Annotated in this window: 23 protein-coding genes, 1 tRNA gene and 1 other RNA gene; 10 read left to right on the top strand and 15 right to left on the bottom strand. The window is 66.2% G+C overall.

The genetic code is table 11. The features are described 5' to 3' along the window. Window positions 1-37 precede the first annotated feature (37 nt). Complete coding sequence (locus E2K76_RS07130; RefSeq protein WP_136683591.1) at window positions 38-394, top strand: hypothetical protein; 357 nt, start codon at window positions 38-40, stop codon at window positions 392-394. On the opposite strand, the gene E2K76_RS07125 is transcribed toward E2K76_RS07130, so the two are convergent. The 4 genes from E2K76_RS07125 to nudC all read right to left on the bottom strand — a co-directional run bounded on the left by E2K76_RS07125 (window position 373) and on the right by nudC (window position 3,217). After that, a tRNA-Met gene (locus E2K76_RS07125) sits at window positions 373-449 on the bottom strand. The two genes, E2K76_RS07130 and E2K76_RS07125, sit on opposite strands and share 22 nt — an antisense overlap. A gap of 54 nt (window positions 450-503) precedes the next feature. After that, window positions 504-1,778: an RNA polymerase factor sigma-54 gene (rpoN, locus tag E2K76_RS07120; RefSeq protein WP_136683590.1), complete on the bottom strand. Its 1,275-nt coding sequence runs from the start codon at window positions 1,776-1,778 to the stop codon at window positions 504-506. A 7-nt stretch (window positions 1,779-1,785) separates the two neighbouring features. Further along, window positions 1,786-2,244 (bottom strand): SRPBCC family protein, encoded by a 459-nt coding sequence (locus E2K76_RS07115; RefSeq protein ID WP_136683589.1) that lies wholly within the window; start codon window positions 2,242-2,244, stop codon window positions 1,786-1,788. A gap of 37 nt (window positions 2,245-2,281) precedes the next feature. Continuing rightward, window positions 2,282-3,217 (bottom strand): NAD(+) diphosphatase, encoded by a 936-nt coding sequence (nudC, locus tag E2K76_RS07110; RefSeq protein ID WP_136683588.1) that lies wholly within the window; start codon window positions 3,215-3,217, stop codon window positions 2,282-2,284. 148 nt (window positions 3,218-3,365) lie between these two features. On the opposite strand from nudC, the gene E2K76_RS07105 reads away from it, so the two are divergent. Continuing rightward, window positions 3,366-5,177 (top strand): bifunctional 2',3'-cyclic-nucleotide 2'-phosphodiesterase/3'-nucleotidase, encoded by a 1,812-nt coding sequence (locus E2K76_RS07105; protein WP_136683587.1) that lies wholly within the window; start codon window positions 3,366-3,368, stop codon window positions 5,175-5,177. 36 nt (window positions 5,178-5,213) lie between these two features. Further along, window positions 5,214-5,312, top strand: an RNA gene (gene ffs / locus E2K76_RS07100) — signal recognition particle sRNA small type. On the opposite strand, the gene E2K76_RS07095 is transcribed toward ffs, so the two are convergent. Genes E2K76_RS07095 through E2K76_RS07080 form a run of 4 tightly spaced genes read right to left on the bottom strand, consistent with a single transcriptional unit; the run spans window position 5,307 to window position 10,938 of the window. Further along, window positions 5,307-7,571 (bottom strand): FdhF/YdeP family oxidoreductase, encoded by a 2,265-nt coding sequence (locus tag E2K76_RS07095; protein ID WP_136683586.1) that lies wholly within the window; start codon window positions 7,569-7,571, stop codon window positions 5,307-5,309. The two genes, ffs and E2K76_RS07095, sit on opposite strands and share 6 nt — an antisense overlap. Before the next feature lie 57 nt (window positions 7,572-7,628). Next, window positions 7,629-7,913, bottom strand: coding sequence for a hypothetical protein (locus tag E2K76_RS07090; RefSeq protein ID WP_136683585.1), 285 nt, complete (start codon window positions 7,911-7,913; stop codon window positions 7,629-7,631). Beyond that, window positions 7,910-10,261: a cytochrome c oxidase subunit I gene (gene ctaD / locus E2K76_RS07085; RefSeq protein ID WP_136683584.1), complete on the bottom strand. Its 2,352-nt coding sequence runs from the start codon at window positions 10,259-10,261 to the stop codon at window positions 7,910-7,912. The genes E2K76_RS07090 and ctaD overlap by 4 nt, the downstream gene beginning before the upstream one ends. Then, window positions 10,258-10,938 (bottom strand): cytochrome c oxidase subunit II, encoded by a 681-nt coding sequence (locus E2K76_RS07080; RefSeq protein ID WP_169053231.1) that lies wholly within the window; start codon window positions 10,936-10,938, stop codon window positions 10,258-10,260. Before E2K76_RS07080 ends, ctaD begins: the two co-directional genes overlap by 4 nt. Between E2K76_RS07080 and E2K76_RS07075 the strand changes: the two genes are divergently transcribed. Next, window positions 10,900-11,427: a DUF2231 domain-containing protein gene (locus E2K76_RS07075; protein WP_136683582.1), complete on the top strand. Its 528-nt coding sequence runs from the start codon at window positions 10,900-10,902 to the stop codon at window positions 11,425-11,427. The two genes, E2K76_RS07080 and E2K76_RS07075, sit on opposite strands and share 39 nt — an antisense overlap. Here the strand turns inward: E2K76_RS07075 and E2K76_RS07070 are convergent. Next, window positions 11,405-11,899 carry a CopD family protein gene (locus E2K76_RS07070; RefSeq protein WP_136683581.1) on the bottom strand — a complete coding sequence of 165 codons (495 nt, stop codon included), beginning with the start codon at window positions 11,897-11,899 and terminating at the stop codon, window positions 11,405-11,407. The genes E2K76_RS07075 and E2K76_RS07070 overlap by 23 nt on opposite strands. Next, complete coding sequence (locus E2K76_RS07065; RefSeq protein WP_136683580.1) at window positions 11,896-12,600, bottom strand: cytochrome c oxidase assembly protein; 705 nt, start codon at window positions 12,598-12,600, stop codon at window positions 11,896-11,898. Before E2K76_RS07065 ends, E2K76_RS07070 begins: the two co-directional genes overlap by 4 nt. A gap of 224 nt (window positions 12,601-12,824) precedes the next feature. Between E2K76_RS07065 and E2K76_RS20280 the strand changes: the two genes are divergently transcribed. From E2K76_RS20280 to E2K76_RS07045, 5 genes are all read left to right on the top strand, one after another. Continuing rightward, on the top strand, window positions 12,825-13,025 hold the full coding sequence (locus E2K76_RS20280; RefSeq protein WP_169053230.1) for a hypothetical protein: 201 nt from the start codon (window positions 12,825-12,827) through the stop codon (window positions 13,023-13,025). Further along, window positions 13,022-13,954, top strand: a complete 933-nt coding sequence (locus E2K76_RS07060; RefSeq protein ID WP_169053229.1) for a sulfotransferase — start codon at window positions 13,022-13,024, stop codon at window positions 13,952-13,954. The genes E2K76_RS20280 and E2K76_RS07060 overlap by 4 nt, the downstream gene beginning before the upstream one ends. A gap of 37 nt (window positions 13,955-13,991) precedes the next feature. Beyond that, window positions 13,992-14,765, top strand: coding sequence for a DUF6635 family protein (locus E2K76_RS07055; protein ID WP_136683578.1), 774 nt, complete (start codon window positions 13,992-13,994; stop codon window positions 14,763-14,765). Window positions 14,766-14,885: 120 nt separating this feature from the next. Further along, a complete protein-coding gene (locus E2K76_RS07050) occupies window positions 14,886-15,545 on the top strand; it encodes an epoxyqueuosine reductase QueH (RefSeq protein ID WP_136683577.1) in 660 nt (219 codons plus the stop codon). 117 nt (window positions 15,546-15,662) lie between these two features. Further along, the gene (locus E2K76_RS07045; RefSeq protein ID WP_136683576.1) at window positions 15,663-16,322 is read left to right on the top strand and encodes a VPLPA-CTERM sorting domain-containing protein; all 660 of its coding nucleotides are present in this window, start codon (window positions 15,663-15,665) and stop codon (window positions 16,320-16,322) included. Here E2K76_RS07045 and E2K76_RS07040 read toward each other — a convergent pair. Genes E2K76_RS07040 through E2K76_RS07025 form a run of 4 tightly spaced genes read right to left on the bottom strand, consistent with a single transcriptional unit; the run spans window position 16,294 to window position 19,667 of the window. Beyond that, window positions 16,294-17,106, bottom strand: coding sequence for a metal ABC transporter permease (locus tag E2K76_RS07040; protein ID WP_136683575.1), 813 nt, complete (start codon window positions 17,104-17,106; stop codon window positions 16,294-16,296). The genes E2K76_RS07045 and E2K76_RS07040 overlap by 29 nt on opposite strands. After that, window positions 17,103-17,948 (bottom strand): metal ABC transporter permease, encoded by an 846-nt coding sequence (locus E2K76_RS07035; RefSeq protein ID WP_136683574.1) that lies wholly within the window; start codon window positions 17,946-17,948, stop codon window positions 17,103-17,105. The genes E2K76_RS07040 and E2K76_RS07035 overlap by 4 nt, the downstream gene beginning before the upstream one ends. Next, complete coding sequence (locus tag E2K76_RS07030; RefSeq protein ID WP_136683573.1) at window positions 17,945-18,793, bottom strand: manganese/iron ABC transporter ATP-binding protein; 849 nt, start codon at window positions 18,791-18,793, stop codon at window positions 17,945-17,947. The genes E2K76_RS07035 and E2K76_RS07030 overlap by 4 nt, the downstream gene beginning before the upstream one ends. Then, window positions 18,783-19,667 (bottom strand): metal ABC transporter substrate-binding protein, encoded by an 885-nt coding sequence (locus E2K76_RS07025; protein ID WP_136683572.1) that lies wholly within the window; start codon window positions 19,665-19,667, stop codon window positions 18,783-18,785. Before E2K76_RS07025 ends, E2K76_RS07030 begins: the two co-directional genes overlap by 11 nt. A 142-nt stretch (window positions 19,668-19,809) precedes the next feature. Between E2K76_RS07025 and arsC the strand changes: the two genes are divergently transcribed. Next, entirely contained in the window at window positions 19,810-20,229 is a 420-nt protein-coding gene (arsC, locus tag E2K76_RS07020; RefSeq protein WP_136683571.1) for an arsenate reductase (glutaredoxin), read from the top strand. A gap of 30 nt (window positions 20,230-20,259) precedes the next feature. Here arsC and efp read toward each other — a convergent pair whose 3' ends face one another. Further along, window positions 20,260-20,826, bottom strand: coding sequence for an elongation factor P (gene efp / locus E2K76_RS07015; protein ID WP_136683570.1), 567 nt, complete (start codon window positions 20,824-20,826; stop codon window positions 20,260-20,262). Window positions 20,827-20,848: the final 22 nt, after the last annotated feature.

Below are 20,848 nucleotides of genomic sequence, written 5' to 3'. Positions count from 1 at the left end.
AGTATTTGTTACGAGTGATAGGTTAAAGATGTTTCGAATGGCTGCGGCCATGTGCTTCGTGCCGTTTTTCGCGCACGCCGACATTGGCTTCGAACCCCCTTTCGGTTTGACCTGCTTCGATCAGGTTCCCACTTTCGCAACGCTGGCGACCTCGGGTCTGCCCGGCACGCCGCTGACGCGCCGCCATAACCCGCCGACGATGTATGGAATGCCGCCGATTCCCACGTCGCACCGCCCGCCGGGTGGTGGTGGCGGGGAAGACCCGCCGCCCGCGCCCGTGCCGCTGCCCCCCGCCATTGCGATGGGGATCACGGGGTTGCTGCTTCTGGCCGGGCTTTCGGCCCCGAAGCTGCTTCGCAATCGAAGGAATGTTGGTAGCGGAGGAGGGATTTGAACCCCCGACCCCAGGATTATGATTCCCGTGCTCTAACCAGCTGAGCTACTCCGCCAACGGGGCGGACCAATATGGGCAGCCGGGGGGGAGGTCAAGAGGTTTTTTGCACCTATCTTCGCCGTCTGCGGCTGGCGGAGGGGATGTTCAGCATGGCGCGGTATTTCGTCAGCGTGCGGCGCGCGACCGGCAGGTGATGCGCGCCCAGCGCATCGGCAAGCGCAGCATCCGACAAAGGCGCCGCGGGGTCCTCGGCGGCGATCAGGCGCGAGAGCATCGCGCGCACCTCGGCAGCGGCGGGGCTGTGCGTGTCGCCCAGCCGCCCGGTGAACAGCCGCCGCAGCCAGATCGTGCCCAGGGGCGTATCGACCGAGGTGCCCGCCACGACCCGGCTGATCGTGCTTTCGTGCATCGACAGGTCCGCCGCCACGCTGGCCATGGTCATCGGCACCAGCGCCGCCAGCCCGTGTTCCAGCGCCGCGCGTTGCCGCATCAGGATCGCGCGGCCTACGTTCAGCATCGTCGTGTTGCGCCCTTCGACCATCCGGGCCAATGCGCGGGCCTGCTTGACCTGCTCGCGCGCGTCATCGCCTTCGGTCGGGGTGATGGCCAGCGTGGGCAAGGAGGAACGGTTCAGCGAAACCTCCCAGCCATTCGCACCGCGCCGTGCGATCAGGTCCGGCTCTCGGGTCGGGGCGGCACCGGGCACGAATTGCGCGCCGGGCTTGGGATCGAACTGCCGCAGCACCCGGATGCGGGCGCGGATGTCGGACGCATCGGCGCCGCACAGGGCCGCGATCCGCTCGATCGCGCCGCCCGCCACCAGATCCAGATTGGTCAGCATGAAATCCATGACCGGGTCGAGGCACCCCTCCTCCTCGGCCTGAAGACGCAGACATTCGGCAAGCGAACGGGCGAACAACCCGCGCGGCTCGATCTGTTGAAGCTGGTTCAGAACCGCCTGCAGGTCCGATTCGGCGCACCCCGCGGCGAGGGCGATCTGGTCCAGCGGCTGGCCAAGCCACCCCGACGGCTCCAGCGCCTCGGCCAAGGCGACGGCCAGCCGATAGTCACGGGCGGGGCCGATGATCCGCGCAATCTCCTGCATCACATGCGCCATGAGGCTGGGCGCGGCGGATTCCGCCAGATCGGCCTCCAGCCCGCCCCCCATCTGGCGGAAGGCATTGCTCCAGCGGGGCAGCCATTCGCCGGGACCGGGGTCCGGCGGTGGGCCGACCTGAAGCGCGGGATTGGCCGCCGCCTGCTCCTCCAGCCAGCGCGCCAGTTCCGGCGCGTCCAGTTCCAGCACGCGGATCGATGCGGTCAGCCCAAGGTTCAGCTGCAATCGCTGGCCTTGGGTGATGCCTATGCGCTGGCGGGATTTCATCGCCCGGTCAAACGGTGCGGTAACGGTCGCTGACCTCGTCCGCCAGCTGTGCCGCCCGGTCGTCGAAGCGTTTCTGCACCTTGCCCCGCGCCAACCGCAGCGACTGGATGAACAGGCGGGCGGCCAGCGAGTTGGGCTTCATCTCGGCCACGATGGCAAGGCGCGTGCGCTTGGGCGTCAGCGCGATCAGGTCCAGCGTGGTCTGCGCATCCAGCGACGCGCCCGACGCAACGAAGACCAGCCGCTTGTCCGGCACGCTTTGCACGAGGCGGATGATGGCGCTCCGGGGTTTGCCGCGAAAGGTGAATTCGGTCTTCCACACGGGGGCCGGGTCGGCCTCCGTCTCGATGCGGCTTACGGTCGCACCGCGCCTGCGGATGGACCGTTCCCACCGGTCGAAATCGGTCAGCGCGGCGAAGGCAAAGTCCAGCGGCGCCTCGATATCGCTTTTGGTGGTGAATTTCATGGTCGCTCCTGCATCTGCGGTTGCATGGAGTTTTCCCTCAATCCAGCCGGTCCGCAAGCCATGAGGAAATGAGAAATCGAGCGATCGACCCCGCGCGCGGTGCGGCGATATCGGGGTGGGTTCCCGCGATGGCGGCGAACATCTCCTCTCGGGTGGCCCAGCGGGCATCCTCGATCTCCACCGGGTCGATGCGGATCTCGCGGCTTTGCGCCTCGGCGCGGCAGCCCAGCATGAGGGACGCCGGGAAAGGCCAAGGCTGGCTGGCCAGATATTCGACCCGGCCGACGGCGATGCCCGTCTCCTCCAGCACCTCGCGGCGGACGGCATCCTCAATCGTCTCGCCCGGTTCGACGAAACCGGCAAGGCAGGAATACATCCGTTCCGGCCACCCGTGCGAGCGGCCCAGAAGCAGCCGGTTCCCGTCCAGCACCAGCATGATGACGACCGGGTCGGTACGCGGAAAATGCTTGGCACCGCAGCCGGGGCAGTCGCGCTGCCAGCCGCCCATCGCGGGGGCGGACCGGGCGCCGCAGGGCGCGCAGAACCGATGGCTGCGATGCCATTGCGTCAGCGCCTTGCCAATCGCCGCCAGTTCCGCATCGCGCGGTGTCAGATCGGCCATCACCTGCCGCAGTTCCACAAAGCCCGCATCGGCATCCAGCGCGGGATGGGTCTGGCGGCTTGCATCGACGAACCCCGCCTCGATCCCTTCAGCCCCCGCTTCGGGCGACCAGTCCGAGATGTCCTGCGCGAAAGTGGCCGTGCCGTCGTCCAGCCCGAGGAACACCGTAGATTGCCCCTGCGCCAGCACGGGGCTGCCCGCCTCAAGCCGCAAGAGCGCCCCGGCCTGCACCAGCACCTTGCCGCGCCAGACGGGCAGCACCCTGCCCTGCGCCAAAAGGGCGCCCGCCTCGGCCCGCAATGTCGCCGCCCGGTCCAACCCCGAACCGCCAAGCGCCAGAATTTCCGTCATCTTCTATCCCCCGCGCCCGAACCGCGCCCGGACGGATACAGGGAAAAGTGGCAAAAACGTGGCAGTTTGTCCATGACAGCGGCGAACGGGCTGGATTCGCTGCGCGGCTTCTGATTAACCTTTGGGGAATTGCTGAAAAAAGATTTCGATGTCCCGATATTCCAACGACTTGACCGTCGCCGCCTCGGGCGATCTTCCCGGCGGGCAAAAGGACAGGGTGCACCTTCGCATTCTTGCCACCAGCGACATCCACATGCACCTCCACCCATGGGATTACACCACCGCCCGCCCGACGCAGACGCAAAGCCTTGCGCGGATCGCGGCGTTGGTCGCCGATGCACGGGCCGAGGCCGAGACCTGCATCCTGCTGGACAATGGCGATTTTCTTCAGGGCAGCCCCATGGGCGACTGGGTCGCGCATGGGCGGGGGCTGGCGGGGCGCATCCACCCCGTCGCTGCGGCGATGAACCATATGCGCTATGACGCGGCGACGGTGGGCAATCACGAATTCAACTATGGCATAGATTTCCTGTCGCAGGTGCTGGGCAGCGCGAGCTTTCCCTTCGTGTCCGCCAATATCTCGCGCGTGGACGGCACCGCTTTCCTGCCGCGATGGACTGTCCTGACCCGCCCTGTGCGCGACGGCGCGGGGACGGCGCACGATCTGCGGATCGGCATCATCGGTTTTGCCCCACCGCAGATCATGACCTGGGACCGCGCCGTGCTGGAAGGCGTGCTGACGACCAATGACATCGTCGCCGCCGCACGCGAACACGTCCCCGCCCTGCGCCGCGAATGCGATATCGTGATCGCCCTGTCCCATTCCGGCATCGCGGGCGAAGGCGAGGCAGCGGGGGCCGAGAATGCCTCTGCCGCGCTGGCCGCAGTTCCGGGGATCGACGCGGTGGTGGCGGGCCACAGCCACCAGATATTCCCCTCGTCCGCGTTCGACGGGCTGGCTTGCGCGGATGTCGCGCAAGGCACGCTGCATGGAACGCCCGCCGTGATGCCGGGTTTCTGGGGCTCGCATCTGGGCGTGATCGATCTGGTCCTGCGTCCGGGCGACTGGCAGGTGACGGGCTGGCGTTGCCATGCCCGCAGCAGCGATGGCCTCGCGCCCGATGCCGATTTCCTTGCCGTCACCGCCACCGACCATGACGAGACGGTGGATTTCGCCCGCCGCCCGGTGGGGGAAACGCTGACGCCGCTCAACACCTTCTTCGGCATGGTCGCGCCCACCCCCGCCGTCGCCCTGATCGCCGAGGCCGGGGCCGCCCATGCCCAAGCCGTGCTGGGCGACGCGCTGCCGGTGCTGGGAACCGGGTTGCCGTTCAAGGCGGGGGGGCGCGGCGGGCCGGACTATTTCACCGACATCCCCGCGGGCCCCATCGCCTTGCGGCATGTGACCGACATCTACTGCTATCCCAACAGTTTCGCCGTGCTGCGCCTGTCCGGGGCCGAGGTGGCGGGCTGGCTGGAACGCGCCGCCGCGATCTTCAACCGGATCGAGCCGGGAATCCCCGACCAGCCGCTGCTGCCGCCGGAGGTTCCAAGCTATAACTTCGACCTGATCCACGGGCTTACATTCCGCATCGACCTTGCCCGCCAAACGGACCGCATCCGCGATTTGCACCTGAACGGCGAACCGCTAGACCGCGACGCGATGTTCCACGTCGCGACCAGCAGCTATCGCGCGGGCGGCACCGGAGGATTCAGCCCGCGCCCGCCGGTTCTGAGCGGTCCCGCCACGATGCGCGAGGTGCTGATGGACCGCATCGCGACCCATCCCCCGTCTGCGGGCGCGCCGCCCTTCTGGTCGTTCATGCCCATGCCGGGCACGTCCGTGACCTTCGACACCTCGCCACGCGCGATCCACCACCTGCACGAGGTCCCGCATCTGTCCCTGACCCCGCTTGGCACGACCGAGCGCGGCTTCCTGCGGTTCCGGCTGGATCTGTGACTTGCGCCCCGCCCTCTACGGGACTATATCACCCCCCGAGAGGTTGGCGCGGGCGAACGCCTCGCCAACCCGGTCAGGTCCGGAAGGAAGCAGCCGCAACGAGTCCCGTTTGGGTCGATGTCCAGCCTCTCACCCCTCCACCCGAATCGGTGCGCCTTTGAAGGCTGGGGTCTTCGATGCCAGATCGTGCAGGTCCAGCGGGACCAGCGGGTTCGCTTCGGGATAATAGGCGGCGACGCATCCCATCGGCAGATCGTAGGGCGTGACGGCGAATCCCGGCACCCGGCGCTCCTGCCCGTCATCGGCTGCCGAGACCAGCGTCACGCGCTGCCCTTCGTGCAGACCTGCCCGCGCGATCTCTGCCGGGGACATCAGCACGATCATCCGGTCGCCCTCCAGCCCCCGCAGCCGGTCGCGATAGCCATAGATCGTCGTGTTGAACTGATCGTTCGACCGCAGCGTCATCAACGTCAGCGCTCCCTCCGGCCCATCGCCCAGTGCAGACAGCGTGTCCGGCACCGTGAACTCTGCCTTGCCGCTTTCGGTTTTCCAATCCCGGACCCGCGCCGAATTGCCGCGATAGAATCCGCCCGCGTCGAACATGCGGTCGTTGAACCGGGCGAACTGGTCGGGATAGGTCGCCTCGATCAGGTCGCGGATGCGGGCGTAATCGGCCTGCCAATCGTCCCACCGCAGCTTTGGATTGCGCGGCAGGGTCGCCTTGGCCAGCCCTGCGACGATGGCCACCTCGGACAGCAGATGCGGCGAGGCCGCGGGGCGTTTGCCCACCGATCCGTGGATATGGCTCAGGCTGTCCTCCATCGTGACCGCCTGCGGGCCGCTGACCTGCATATCCTCCTCGGCGCGGACAAGGCAGGGCAGAAGCCATGCGCCGTCGCCGACCAGCGTGTGCGAACGGTTCAGCTTGGTCGCGATCTGGACATTCAGCTCCAGCCCCGCCCATGCCGGATCGGCGCGGCCCTGATCCGGGATCGCGCGGGCGAAATTGCCGCCAAGGCTGACGAAACCCCGCACCGTCCCGTCGATCACGCCCCGCACCACCTCTACCGTGGTCATCCCGGTATCGCGCGGCGGGGCAAAGTCGAACTGCTCTGCCAGACGATCCAGCGGCACCAGTTCCGGCTTTTCCGACATGCCGACCGTGCGCTGCCCCTGCACGTTGGAATGGCCGCGCACCGGGCAGATGCCCGCGCCCTTGCGCCCGATATTGCCGCGCATGAGCAACAGGTTCACCAGCATTCCGATGCTCTGGCTGCCATGCACGTGCTGGGTCAGGCCCATGCCATAGACGCCGATGACGTTCTTTGCGCTGGCATAGATTTCGGCCACTTCGACCAGATCGGCGCGGGGAAGGCCGGACTGCGCTTCGATCTCCTCCCATGTCAGCGCGTCCATCCGCGCGGCGAAGGCGTCGAAGTCAGTGCAATGGGCGTCGATGAAGCCGCGATCGACCGCCCCCAACGCAAGCAGATGCTTGCACAGCCCCGCGATGGCCGCGATGTCGCCGCCGGGCCGCAGTTGCAGATAGATGTCCGAGATCTTCGTCGAACCGCCGGTCAGCATCTGCGCCGGGCTTTGCGGGTTCGCGAATTCCAGCAGCCCGCGTTCGCGCACCGGATTGAAGGTCACGATCCGGCAGCCACGCTTGGCAGCCTGTTGCAGCGGATGCAGGAAACGCGGGCTGTTCGATCCGGTGTTCTGGCCAAAGAACAGCAGCATGTCGCAATGCTCGAAATCGTCCAGAACGCAGGTGCCGACGGGCGATCCGATGGTCTTCTTCAGTGCCACGCTGGTCGTCTCGTGGCACATGTTTGAACTGTCGGGCAGGTTGTTGTGGCCATAGACCCGCGCGAACAGGGCATAGAGATAGGAGGTCTCCAGACTGGCCCGGCCCGAGGCATAGAAGACCGTCGATCTCGGCTCCAGCCCCCGCAGCTTCGCGCCGATGGCGGCGAAAGCCTCGTCCCATGTCGTCTGCACATAGCGGTCGGTAGCGGCATCGTAGCGCATCGGATGGGTCAGCCGCCCCACCGCCTCCAGATCGTGGTCGTTCCAAGTCCTCAGTTCCGTCACGCTGTGCGCGGCAAAGAAATCCGGGCCGCAGCGGTCGCGGGTCAGGTCCCAAATCGTGGCTTTGGCCCCGTTCTCGCAGAACTCGGCCAGATGCGGGTTCGGCGGCTTGGCCCATGCGCAAGAGGTGCACATATGCCCCTTTGGCTTGTTCTGCCGCCACAGCGTCTCCAGCACGCCGGGGGGCGAGGCGTGGCCGGTGCCCATATGGCGCAGCACGCTCTTGATCGACCCCCAGCCCCCGGTCGGGTGGTCATAGAACGGGGTCGTGGGGTCCTGTTCGCGTTCCGGGGTGTCCTTCATGGCGGCGGCTCCTTGGATTGCCGATGTCAACCAGCGGCCCGCCCAAGCGTTCCCGGATCAGCAGGGGCCAAGCCAGAACACACCGGAAAGTGTCAGCAACGTCGATGCCATCGCGGCGGCTGCGGCGATGGCCGCGCTTTGCCCCAAAACCCCGCCTCGCCGCGCCAGCCATAGCGGGATCGCCCCCGCCACCAACCCGACCGCGACGCACAGGATCAGCAGCCCGCGCAGCAACCCCGCCTCCATCCCGATCGCGCAGCCCGTCGCCTGCACGGCATAGACGGCAAGGAAGGCTGCCGACCAGATGACGAAGCCCGCAATCAGAAGGACCAGACGCCTCATGCCGCACCCTCGGCCAGAAGGCGCAGCAGCGCCGGGAACGTCGCCGCGACGACGGTGACCAGCGCGGCATAGCGCTGCCATTGGGCAGAGATGCGGCGATCCCCCCATCCCGCCAGCAGAACGCCGATGGCCGCATGAACCGCCCCCCATGTCGCCAGCGCCGCCAGCGCGGCAGGGGCGGCATGATCCTGCACGCCCTCCATCCGCCAAAGGATCGCGGTGAACGCGGCCACCGTCACCAGTTGCGGAACCAGCGCCCGCCCCGGAAGCGCCAGCGCCACCAGCCCCCCGACCACCGCCACCCAGGCGGGCCAGCCGAAGCCCGGCCATTCCGCCGGGGGCCAGCCGGGGGCCGAGATCGCCAGGAACCCCGCCCCGAACACCAGCGAGGCGAAGGCCGTCGCATCCGCCGCGATGATGAACCGCATCGCCAGAAGCGAAGGGGGCATCCGCGCCGCGCGGTGGTTCGGCAGCATCAGCCCCTGCCCCGCATCCAGAACCGCAGGCGCGGGCATGGCCGCGGTCCAGCGCAGGAACAGCGCCACCACCGCCACCGCAAAGACCGGGGCCAGCAGATACGCCTTGAACAGCAGGCTCAGGAACACCCCGCCGGTGGCCAGCGCGGTCAGCAGCGGCAGGAAGGTCGGCTTCGGCAGGATCACGATCTGCTCTGGCCGACCCGACAGGGGATCGACGCCCAGTGTCTCCATCTCTCCGCGCGGGGTGGCCAGCAGGCCCTTGCCCGCCGCCAGCGACGGCCCGTCTATGTCGCCCATCGGGACCGAGGCAAAGTTATAACTGGGCGGCGGCGTCGGCATCGCCCATTCCAGCGTGCCAGCTCGCCACGGATCGCGCCGGAACGGCCGCCCGAACAGCATCAGCAGCACCAGATCCAGCGCCAGCAGCGCAAAGCCGATGGTCGTCACGAACCCGCCCATGGACGAGATGAAGTTCAGCACCTCCCACCACGGATCGTCATAGCTGTGGACGCGCCGCGTCATCCCCAGAAGCCCCGTCAGGTGCATTCCCAGAAAGGTCAGGTTGAACCCGACGAAGATCGTCCAGAACGCCGCGTGGGACAGCTGCTGCACCGGCTGGCGCCCGGTCATGTGCGGCAGCCAGTAATAGGCCGCCGCCATCATCGGGAAGACGAAACCGCCGACCAGGACGTAATGCAGATGCGCCACCACGAAATGCGTGTCATGCGCCTGCAGATCGAACGGCACCATCGCCAGCATCACGCCCGAAAGCCCGCCGCAGACGAAGACGAACATGAACCCGAACACATGCAGCATCGGGATGGAAAAGCGCGGCCGCCCCGCCGCCATCGTTGCCAGCCACGAGAATATCTGCACCGCCGTCGGCACTGCCACCAAGGCGCTGGCGATCGAAAAGAACGACAACGACAGATGCGGTATCCCCGTCGCATACATATGGTGAACCCACAGCCCGAAGCTGAGGAACCCCATCGCCACGATCGCCGCCACGATGGCGCGGTATCCGACCAGACGGTGGCGCGAAAAGACCGGGATGATGGTGGAGAGCACCCCGGCGGCGGGCAGGAAGATGATATAGACCTCTGGGTGGCCGAACAGCCAGAACAGGTGCTGCCACAGAAGCGGATCGCCCCCGCGCGTCGGATCGAAGAACGGAAGGCCAAAGGCGCGCTCGGCCTCCAGCAGCAAGGACCCGAGGATCAGCGGCGGGAACCCCACCAGCATCATCCCCGCGACGACCAGCATATACCAGCCGAAGATCGGCATCCGGTCCAGCGACATCCCCCCGGCGCGCAGCATCAGGATTGACACCAGCATCTCCACCGCCGCCGACAGGGCCGAGATTTCGACGAAGGTGATCCCCAGCAGCCAGACATCGGCGTTGATGCCGGGGCTGTAGGTCGCGGATGACAGCGGCGCATACATGAACCAGCCCGCATCCGGCGCGGCCCCCATCAGCAGCGCGACGATCAGGATCGACCCGCCTAAAAGGTAGCACCAGTAGCCATATGCGGACAGGCGCGGGAACGCCATGTCCCGCGCCCCAAGCATCTTGGGCAGCAGATACATCGCCAGCCCCTCGAAAAAGGGGATGGCGAACAGGAACATCATGATCGTGCCATGCATGGTGAAGACCTGGGCATAGGTCCCCGGCTCCATGAACTCGCTTTGGCGCGAGGCAAGCTGGATGCGGATCAGCATCGCCAGCAGCCCGCCGATGGCAAAGAACACCAGCGCGGTCAGCATGAACCGCTTGCCGATCACGGTATGGTTCACGGCGGCAAGGCGGCCCCAGCCGGGGGCCGTGCGCCAGATGCGGTCAAGTTCCTTGTGGCGGCGGATGGGGGTCATTCGCGCCCCCAATCGTCGCTTGCTACGGCGGTGAAACTCATATCCACATGCCCCGTTCCGCAATATTCGGCGCAGACACCGCCATATTCGCCGGGGGCGTCGGCGCGCAGCACGATCCGGTTCGCATGGCCGGGTATCGCGTCGATCTTGCCGCCAAGGCGCGGAATCCAGAAGCTGTGGATCACGTCGGGGCTGGTCACGACGATCTCCACATCCCGGCCGGCGGGCAGGTGCAGCACGTCGGTCGTCTCGGACCCGTCGGGGTAGCGGAAGGTCCATTGCCACATGCGGGCCTCGGCCTCGATCTGGGTGGATGCCGTGCCGCCCAGCGTGCCCTCGCCCAGCCAAAGCGCCGCCCCGGTCAGCGCGGCCAGCACGGGCAGCGGAAACACCAGCCCGCCGCCCACGATCCACCACCGCGCCGGGATGCCCCGACCCGCCGCCGGGCGCAACAGCAGCCACAGGAACAGCGCCAGCATCAGCGCAAAGATCGCCGCCCCGCCCCAGAACATCCACCACCACAGCGTCGCGATCCCCTGCGCCGCCGGACCTGCCGGCGACAGCACGGACAGATCGCGATCGCAGCCTGCGGCGAAAAGGATCGGGAACCCGGCCAGCCCCAGACGTCTTGTCGGGGCATGAAGGAAACCGACGAACATATCGCCGACGAAACGCATGGCAGCGAACAGAACCCCGTCATCGCGAAGGTCGAGGAAAAGGCGACCGACAGCTTCATCGCTGTCGCGGGTCATCCGCTGCATGCGATGGCCGTCCATTTTCCGATCGCGCTGATGATCTGCACGCTGGGCATCGACATCCTTTACTGGTGGGACGCGGACCCGTTCTGGGTGCGCACCGGGCTGTGGTCTTCGGGGCTGGCCTTCTTTGCCGGGATCGGCGCGGCGCTGGTCGGCACGGTCGAACTGCTGGCCGTGCCCGGCATCCGCGCCCGGGCCGCAAGCTGGGCGCATGGCATCGCCGGGATGGCGCTGGTGTCGGTCGCCGGTGCGAACTGGGGCCTGCGGCTGGCCTTCCCCGAGGCGGTGCTGCCGCAGGGGCTGGCGCTTTCGGTCGTCGGCGTCGTCCTGACGGGCATTGCGGGCTGGCATGGGGGCAAGCTGATCTTCGATCACGGCATCGGCCTCATGGTGTCGCCCAAGGATTGATGCGCACCACCAGGTCGGGCAGCGCGCCGGGGCGGAACAGGTCCGGCGCGATGGGCATCTGGGGTTTGGCCAGCACCAGCCACAGGATGCCCGTCACGATCGCCCCCGTCGCCAGCGTGACCGTCACGAACCGCCAGCCGGGATAGCGTTCGCCCTTGCGGAACAGCCGGATCACGACGAGTCCGGTCAGCACATGGACGAAGGTCATCACCGCGACCAGCGCCAGCTTGGCCGCGAACCACGGCGCGAACACCTCGCGCGCAAAGATCAGCGCGATGCCCGACGCCACCGCCACGAACGCGAAGGGCGAGACGATGGCGATATAGGCGAAGCGCACCATCTCCTGCAGTCGGTGCAATTCGTCGTCGCTGCGGACATGGCGGCGTTGGATATAAAGCGAGGGCAGCGCCAGAAGGCCCGCGCTCCAGACGGCGATGGCGGCGATGTGGACGGCCTTGAGCAGCGCGATCATGCGTGGCCCGCGCGCGGCAGAACGCGGGTCAGCACGCCATGGATCGCGAACCCCAGATAGGGCAGCGCCGCAGGAGCCCACATCAGAAGGCCCGCAAGCTGCTGATCCTCCAGCGGATCGATGCCGTAAGGCGCGGTCGTCAACGCGTGAAACGGGTGAAGCACGCGCCCGGCAAAGGTCAGAAGCGCGCCCAGCATCCCCATCTGCAAAAGCGTGCCGAGCGCCAGAACCGCCCCCTGCCCCGGCCGCGCCATCATCGCCGACCACAGCCAGACGGCGGTGCCCAGCAGCGTCGCCTCCATCATCCAATAGACGGCATCGCTGCCCAGCGCGGCGGCATAGGGCGCGGGCATGTGCCATGCCCAGACCGCCGCCATATGCGCCAGAAAGGCGAGGCTGCCCTGCCCGATCCGAACACCCGCCCCCGAAACCAGAAGCGGCGCCGCCACCGCCACGATCAGCACGTGATGCAGCACCCGCGCCGAGAAAAGCGCACTGGCCAGCGCGCAAAGCGGCGAGACGAAGCTGACCGCCAGCACCGCGACCCCTGCGATCCACGCGGCCCGAGAGCCGTTAACCCGAAAGGTGCAAAGCGCCGCGATGCCCAGCGCCGCCAGCAGCAGCGGGCCGGTATTCCATGCGGATGCCAACTCCGAAGGCGCGGGCGGCGCGCCGCAATAGGGGATGCTCGTCTGGGCCATGATCGTCCTTCCGTCACAAAGGAAATGTCAGCACGGCGTCCTCGGTTCCCGGAGCCGCACGTGCATCATTGTCGCGCCCGTTCGGCCAGTTCTCGCCGACCCTTTCAGCCGGTTCACGCGGCGGTTCGCCAAGCGAAGCTCCGCGCATGGGAAACGCGCAAAGGTGGCAATATCCTCGCCCCGCAACCGGCGGATGCCGGCCCCAGACTGCGAAAGGAATATCCGTGACCGGCAAAACCCTTTCGGCGTGCATCTGCGCCGCCACCTTTGCCTTCATCATCATGCCGGAAGCCGCTTCGGCCTATGTCGGGCCCGGTGCGCTGCCCACGCTTGGGGTGGTGGCCTTGGGGCTGGCCGCCCTTGTTACTGCGATCGGCGGCCTTGCGGCACGGCGGGTCGCGGAGGCCAAGGACCGTCGGGGGTGACGGCCCGCACCGCCGCGCGGGCCGCCATCAACGAAACGATCACGCCCTGGCTCGCCCTGTTTCCCAGACGCGCGGGCGGGCCGCCCCGATCCGAGGACAGGCAGCGGATCGCGCCCCCGGCTGCGGATCGCCCGGTGCTCGTCACCTCGCTTGCGCGGTCGGGGACCACTCTTCTGGATGTCCTGACCGGGCAGGAGGAATTCGCAGCCCCCACCCGCCGCCATATGCCCCTTGCGCTGTCACCGATGCTTTGGGGCAATCTGGCGCGCAGCCTCGGCGCCCCCGGCCCGGTCGAGGAAGTGGCGTGGATGGCCTTCTGGAAGGCCCATTACGCCAAGGATCACATCCGCCCGTGGACCGACCAGCGCCACCCGGAATTCGAGGCGTTCCTGCGCCGCTATATGGTGCGCGTGGTTGCGGGCAAGGCCGGGGCGTCCCGCTATATCTCGGGGAACCCCGCTTCGCTTGCGCGGCTGCCGTGGCTGCGGCGCGCACTGCCGGATGCGGCCGTGGTGATCCCGCTGCGCGATCCTTTCGTTCATGCCCATTCGCTGCTGGGCCAGCACCGCGCCGGATCGCAGCGCGACCCGGCAGCAGCGTTTCGCCCCTTGGGCGGCCCGCGCAAAGGCGATCCGATGACGCCGGAGTTCTGGCTGTCCTATTGGGCCGACACCTATCGCATGGTGCTGGAGACGGCGGGATCGAACGCCATCCTCGTCGATCAGGACGCGCTTTGCTCGGACCCGCGCAACCACCTGCCGGTTCTGGCCGATGCGCTGGACCTGGCGGATCCGGCGGCACTGGCCGAGGCCGCGCCGCGCTTTCGCCCGCCCCGCGCCGTCTCGCCGCCGGAAAGCGCCCCCGCCGCGCTGATCGCCTGCGTCCACGACACCCATGCCGCATTGAAGGCGCGCTGTCTGCGACCATAGCTTCCCCGAAGCGCCGTGAAAGGCTACCATCCCACCTATGGACCGCATCGCCGTCACCCGTTTCGTGGATGCCAATTTCAGCCTGCGCGGCAGCGTGAGGCTGCATCGTCATGCGCTGAGCTGGGACATGCTGAAGGCCCCGGCCAACGTCTCGCTTGCGCCGCTGTTCCTCATGCAGCGGTTGGCGGGGCTCACGCTGGACCGGATGCGCCTGCCCCGCGCCGCACGCTGGGTCACGGCCCGCCCGCTGATGTTCCAGACCGCATTGGCGACCGAGCTGGACCTGCGCCTGCGTCGCGACCTGCTGGAGCCGCTTGGGCTGGCCGCGCTGACGGGCGATTATGTCGCGACCCGCACCGCCACGAACGAGATCGCGGCGACCCTTGGCACCGTCGGCTTCGGCGCGGTGGCGTTCAAATCGCTGACCCCCGGCGTTCTGTCGCTGGCCCCGACGCTGGCGGCGGTGATGGCCCAAGGGGCGGCCATCGCGTCCTTCCCGCTGGGCGGTGCGCTGGGCGCGGTGTGGTATGGCGCCTTTCCGTCCACCGTGCCGATGGCGACCGTCATCGCGACGGGCGCGGCGCTGGTTCTCGTCATCGCGGTCCTGTCCACCTTTGCCGGCATCGTCACCGATCCGCTGCAACGCCGCCTCGGCTGGCACCAGCGACGCCTGAACCGGCTGATCGACGCGCTGGAGGCAGAGACCCGCGCCCCCGGCACCGGCCGTTTCGCCGCGCCGGAACATTACGTCGCCCGCAGCGGCGATCTGGCCGATGCCGCGCTGAACGCGATGCGCTGGATCAGGGGCTGAGCCGCGCCGCGCTTTTGCCAGCCAAGCGCAGGCCCAGCTGCAAATCCTCGGCGCCCGGCCAATGGTGCCAGCCACCGGCGGCTCTGGCAGGCGGCGCGGGAATCGGGTAAAATCGCGCCCATGACCTATGATCGCCCCATCCTCACCCCCCCTGACGGAGAGACGAAAGTCCTTCTCCACTCCTGCTGCGCGCCCTGTTCCGGCGAGGTGATGGAGGCGATGACGGCATCGGGGATCGATTACACGATCTTCTTCTACAATCCCAACATCCACCCGAAGAAGGAATATGTCCTGCGCAAGGAGGAGAATATCCGCTTTGCCGAAAAGCACGACATCCCCTTCATCGACGCCGATTACGACGCCGACAACTGGTTCGCCCGCGCCAAGGGGATGGAGTTCGAACCCGAACGCGGCATCCGCTGCACCATGTGTTTCGACATGCGCTTCGAACGCACCGCGCTTTATGCCTATGAGAACGGATTTCCGGTCATCACATCCAGCTTGGCCATTTCGCGCTGGAAGAACATGGCGCAGATCAACGATTGCGGCGTGCGTGCGGCCAAACCCTATGACGGCGTGAAATACTGGGAATTCAACTGGCGCAAAGGCGGCGGCGCATCCCGCATGATCGAGATTTCCAAACGCGAGGAATTCTACATGCAGGAATATTGCGGCTGCATCTATTCCCTGCGCGACACGAACGAGTTCCGTCTTTCACAGGGGCGAGAGAAGATCGAAATCGGCAAGATGTATTATTCGAACGAGAAACCCGAAGAATAAGTCGCGATCCATCCCCGGAACGAACGATAATTGGCGAAATGCGACTCACGGATTAAATGTTGCTGGAATCATCCTGCGCTGGCACGATCTGATTCTGGTCAACATTTGGTGAGTGTGATGTTAAAGATTGCGCTGGCAGCCTTCGCGGCTGCGGGATTTTCGACCATGGCCGAAGCTGCGGTCGTCACCTATACCTACAACTATGCGTTCGATTCCGAAACAGTCGCCTTCGACGGCATTGGTGACGATGGCGAAGGGGGCTCCTATACCTATTCCATTTCGCGCAGCGCGAGTTTGGATGAAACCGGCAGCTTCGACATTTCGATCGATACCGACATCGTCGAAATATCCGGCCTTACCCTGACATGGTATGATGACGCCACGAAGGGGCTTACCACGACATTGCCGGGCGTCGGTTTGCGGACGTTGACATTCGGCGCGGACGGGATGCCGGAGTATTGGGATCTGTATGTCGAAACCACGTCCGAGACGTGGAATTACTATTACGGCGGCGATTTCTATAACGGCGGCGAATATATCAGCATCAATGCGCTGGGCGAGGCGCCGTTCTTTCTTGGCCTGCCGGACGGGATCGAAGGCTATGGCCTGCTGACGACCGGCAAGACCGGCCCCGGCGGCACATGGAGCGTCGCAGGCGGCGAAATGCCCTTGGCCGCGGCGGCGCCGCTTCCGACCCCCCTGCCCGCGTCCGTCCTGCTGCTGATCGGCGGGATCGGCGCGCTCGGCCTCATGCGGCGCGGCGCAAGACGCGCGTGACGAAGGCGGCGGTGAACACCGCCGTCAGCACCAAAACCACAGTCGGCGCGGGGGCGCTGTCCAGAAAGAAACTGGCATAGGCCCCCGTCAGCATCGCGCCGACGCAGACCGCGACCGACACCGCCATCATCCGCCCAAAGCTGCGCACCAGCAGAAAGGCAGTCGCCCCCGGCGTGATCAGCAGCGCCACCGCCAGCACCAGCCCGACCGAGGACAGCACCGCCACCACCGTCAGCGACAGGATGCACAGCAGCCCATAATGCAGCCAGCCCACGCGCAGACCCGAGGCCTGCGCCTGCGCCGGATCGAAGGCGTGCAGCAGGAAGTCCTTCCATTTCAGCAGCAGGATCAGCGCGACCGGAATGCAGATCCCCGCCGCAGTCCAAAGGTCTTGCGCCCCCACGCCCAGCATGTTGCCGTAAAGCACATGATCCAGATGCTCGTTCGTGGTGATCGAGGTATAGAGGATGATCCCCACCGCAAACATCCCCGAGAAGACCACCCCCATCACCGTGTCGCGCTTGACGCGGCTGTTCTCGGCCAGCCAGCCGGTGGACAGCGCGGCAATCATTCCGGCGATGAACGCCCCGATCACCAGCGGAATGCCCGTGATCCAGGCCAGCACCACCCCCGGCAGCACCGCGTGGCTGACCGCATCGCCCATCAGCGCCCAGCCTTTCAGCACCAGAAAGCAGGACAGGATCGCGGTCGGCGGCCCGACGATCAGGCAGATCAGAAAGGCGTTCTGCATGAAGCCGAATTCGAACGGCGAAAGCGGGGTCATTCCAACGCCTCCGCCGCGCGCCGCCGCGCCGCAAGCAGCCCGTGCTTGGGCGCAAAAGTGAAGACGCCAAGGAAGATCGCCGTCTGAAGCGCCACGATCACCGCCCCCGTCGCCCCGTCAAGGAAATAGCTGATATAAGCCCCCACGAACCCCGTCACCGTCCCGATCACCACCGAGGTCGCGATCAGCCTCGGGAAACGGTCGCACAGAAGATATGCCGTCGCCCCCGGCGTCACGACCATCGCGATCACCAGAAACGCCCCCACCGTCTGCATCGCCGCCACGATGGCCGCCGACAGCAGCACGAAGAACATCGCCTTCAGCCGCGCAGGGTTCAGGCCGATGGACCGCGCATGGCTTTCATCGAAGAAGGTGACCATCAGGTCCTTCCATTTCAAAAGCATCACGCCCAGACAGACGAAGCCGATGATCGCCAGCTGCAGCGTATCTTCCGGGGTGATCGACAGGATGTTGCCCATCGTGATCGTCTGCACCGACACCGCGATCGGGTTCAGCGAGATCATGAACAGCCCCAGCCCGAAGAAGCTGGTGAAGATGATGCCGATGATGACATCCACCTTCAGCCCCGAACGGTCCGACAGGAACAGCATCGCCCCCGCCGCCAGCCCGCCCGCCAGAAACGCCCCCAACGCAAAGGGCAGCCCGAGCATGTAAGCCCCCGCCACCCCCGGCACGACAGAGTGCGACAGCGCATCCCCGATCAGCGACCAACCCTTCAGCATCAGATAGGCCGACAGGAACGCGCAGACGCCCCCGACCAGCGCCGAGACCCACATCGCGTTGGTCATATACATGTAGTCGAACGGCTCCAGCAGCGTCATTCTTCCGCCTTCCGAACCTTGTCGCCGTAATGCACGATGGGCCGTTCGTCATCCGAGATGATCGTCAATTCGCGCGGGTCGTCATCGTCGTGCAGCGCGGACCCGGTCAGGGTGAAGTGTCGCAGCACCCCGCCGAAAGCCAGTTCCAGATTGGCGCGGGTGAATATCTCCTCGGTCGGGCCATGGGCCAAGACGGTGCCCTTGACCAGAACCACGCGGTCGCAGAATTCCGGGACCGAGCCGAGGTTGTGGGTGGATACCAGCATCACCCGCCCCTCGTCGCGCAACTCGCGCAACAGGGCCACGATCTGATCCTCGGTCTGGACATCGACGCCGGTGAACGGCTCGTCCAGCAGGATCACGCGACCGTCCTGCGCCAGCGCACGGGCAAGGAAGACGCGTTTGCGCTGGCCACCCGAAAGCTCTCCGATCTGGCGGTGGCGGAAATCCTGCATCCCGACGCGGCGCAGCGCCTGATCCACAGCCGCGTGATCCGCCGCAGATGCACGGCGGAGGAAGCCCATGTGACCATAGCGCCCCATCATCACCACATCCTCGACCAGCACGGGGAAAGCCCAGTCGACTTCCTCGGCCTGCGGGACATAGGCGACGACGTTGTGGCGCAGTGCCTCGCGCACGGTCATGCCCAAAAGGCGGATTTCGCCCCGCGCTGCGGGAACGAAGCCCATGATGGCCTTGAACAGCGTGGATTTCCCCGCGCCGTTCACCCCCACCAACGCCGTGACGGTGCCGCGCGGGATGGCGAAACTGGCGTCGCGCAGCGCCGTGTGGCCGTTGCGATAGGTGACCGTCACACCATTGGCGACGATTCCATCATCGGACATGTTCGGTCAGCCCCTTCGCCACGGTTTCCGAAGTCACCCGCAGCAGGTCCAGATAGGTCGGAACCGGCCCGTCCGGCTCGGACAGCGAATCCACATAGAGCATGCCGCCATATTCCGCGCCCGTCTCGCGCGCCACCTGTTCGGCGGGTGCCTGGCTGACGGTGCTTTCGCAGAACACCACCGGGATGTGATGTTCGCGCACGCCGTCGATCACGGTCCGCACCTGCCGGGGAGTTCCGGTCTGGTCGGCGTTGATTGGCCACAGATACAGCTCTTGCATCCCGAAATCGCGGGCAAGATAGCTGAACGCCCCTTCGCAGGTCACGAGCCAGCGTTTGTCCTCGGGGATCGCCATGACCTGATCGCGCAAGGGCCCGATCGTGTCGCGGATCTTTCGCTTATAGGCCTCGGCATTCGCCTCATAGACCTCGGCATGTTCGGGGTCGTATTCCTGAAGCGCGTTGCGGATGTTGTCGACATAGATCAGCGCGTTATCCAGACCCATCCACGCATGGGGGTTCGCCAGCCCCTCGTATGATCCCTCGCGGATTGGCACCGGCTCGATCCCTTCGGTCAGGACCGCGGACGGCACATCGCCCATGTTGCTCAGGAACTGTTCGAACCAGCGTTCAAGGTTCAGCCCGTTCCACAGGATCAGATCGGCCCCCTGCGCGCCCGCGATGTCGCGCGGCGTCGGCTCGTATCCGTGGATCTCTGCCCCCGGACGGGTGACGGAGACGACCTCTGCCGCGTCCCCCGCCACGTTCCGCGCCATATCGGCCAGCACAGTGAAGGTTGTGACGACCTTGAACGGCTCCTGTGCGGCAGCGGGCAATGCGATCAGGCTAGTGGCGGCAAGCAGGCGAAGAAACATCGTGGGCTCCTGTCATTCTCGGCACGGACAGAAGATGCGAACGATTCTCAACTGTCAACTCCTAATGAGAACGGTTCGCAATTACCTCCGGTTCCATGGGAAGTTTCGGGCTGATAGGGTGACGTGGAAATGGAGGCACCCAATGGACGTCGTCATCTATCACAACCCCGCCTGCGGCACCTCGCGCAATGTGCTGGCGATGATCCGCAACGCGGGGATAGAGCCGCATGTGATCGAATACCTGAAGACGCCGCCTTCGCGCGCGATGCTGGTGCAACTGGCCGAACGGATCGGCGTCCGGGCGCTGCTGCGGGAAAAGGGCACGCCCTATGCCGATCTGGGGCTGGGCGATCCGGCGCTGGACGATGATGCGCTGATCGACGCGATGGTGGCGCATCCTGTGCTTATGAACCGGCCCGTCGTGATCAGCCCCAAAGGCGTGCGCTTGTGCCGCCCGTCCGAGGAGGTGCTGGACCTGCTGCCGCCCCAGCGCGGCCCGTTCGTCAAAGAAGATGGCGAGCAGGTGGTGGACCCGAACGGGGTCCGCACGCGCAGCGCCTGAAAGGAAAAAGGCGGCCCGAAGGCCGCCCTCTCAGTCCCGTGCCCGTTCGACGTAGGAACGGTCTTCGGTGTTGATCACGATCCGCGTGCCGGTGCCGATATGCGGCGGAACCATCACGCGCACCCCGTTGGTGCAGATCGCGGGTTTGTAGGACGACGACGCCGTCTGACCCTTCACGACCGGCTCGGTCTCCGAAATCTCGACCACGACGCGCTGCGGCAGTTCCAGCGCGATCGCGACACCTTCGAAGGTCCGCAGGTAGACCTTCACGCCGTCGCCGAGGAACACGTTGTCGTCGCCCACCACGTCGGGGGACACGACCAGCTGCTCGTAGGTTGCCGGTTCCATGAAGTGGAAGCCTTCGCCGTCTTCATAGAGGAAGTCGTATTCGCGCTCGTCCACCGTCGCCTTTTCGACCATCTCGGTCGTGCGCCAGCGTTCCGACACCTTCACCCCGTCCGAGATGCGGCGCATGTCGACCGACGTGGTCGGCGTGCCCTTGCCGGGGTGAAAGTTCTCGGATTTCAGAACGGCATAGAGCTTGCCGTCCATCTCGACGACATTGCCCTTGCGAAGGGAGGATGCGATGACTTTCACGAATTCGTCCTTGCTGGGGGTC

Origin of the sequence: Falsirhodobacter xinxiangensis (assembly GCF_004959935.1) — a bacterium.
Taxonomy (GTDB): domain Bacteria; phylum Pseudomonadota; class Alphaproteobacteria; order Rhodobacterales; family Rhodobacteraceae; genus Falsirhodobacter; species Falsirhodobacter xinxiangensis.
This window is presented reverse-complemented; position numbering and strand designations above follow the sequence as displayed.